Source organism: Burkholderia sp. E168m23 (assembly GCF_016586125.1).
GTDB lineage: Bacteria > Pseudomonadota > Gammaproteobacteria > Burkholderiales > Burkholderiaceae > Burkholderia > Burkholderia orbicola.
Genome location: NZ_BCPP01001574.1, coordinates 1 through 798 on the forward strand (window position 1 = coordinate 1; position 798 = coordinate 798).

At 60.0% G+C, this 798-nt stretch carries 1 protein-coding gene; it reads right to left on the reverse strand.

What is annotated here, in order from left to right; genetic code table 11:
* A partial coding sequence (locus JMF90_RS38975; protein WP_201326534.1) for a S1 RNA-binding domain-containing protein occupies positions 1-798 on the reverse strand: 798 nt, incomplete at both ends.

Sequence of the window (798 nt, forward strand, 5' to 3'; positions counted from 1 at the left end):
CCATCGCGTTGACCTTGTCGCCTTCCTTCAGCACGTTGCGTGCATCTTCGACGCGATCCTGCGAGATTTCCGACGCGCGCAGGTAGCCTTCGATGTCGCCCGTCAGCGTGACGACCGCACCCTTCGCATCGACCGTCTTCACGACGCCGTCGACGATCGAGCCCTTGTCGTTCATTGCAACGTAGTTGCTGAACGGGTCGCCTTCGAGCTGCTTGATGCCGAGCGAAATGCGCTCCTTCTCGACGTCGATACCGAGCACGATTGCTTCGACTTCGTCGCCCTTCTTGTACTTGCGAACGGCTTCTTCGCCGGCTTCGCTCCACGACAGGTCCGACAGGTGGACCAGGCCGTCGATGCCGCCCGGCAGACCGATGAACACGCCGAAGTCGGTGATCGACTTGATTGCGCCCGTGATCTTGTCGCCCTTCTTGAAGTTGCGGCTGAAGTCATCCCACGGATTCGGCTTGCACTGCTTCATGCCGAGGCTGATACGACGACGGTCTTCGTCGATCTCGAGGACCATGACTTCGACTTCGTCGCCCAGCTGGACAACCTTCGACGGCGCAACGTTCTTGTTGGTCCAGTCCATTTCCGACACGTGGACGAGGCCTTCGATGCCCGATTCCACTTCGACGAATGCGCCGTAGTCGGTGATGTTCGTGACCTTGCCGAACAGGCGCGTGCCCGACGGGTAACGGCGCGAGATGCCTTCCCACGGATCGTCGCCCAGTTGCTTGATGCCCAGCGAGACGCGGTTCTTCTCTTGGTCGAACTTGAGGATCTTCGCGGTGACTTCCT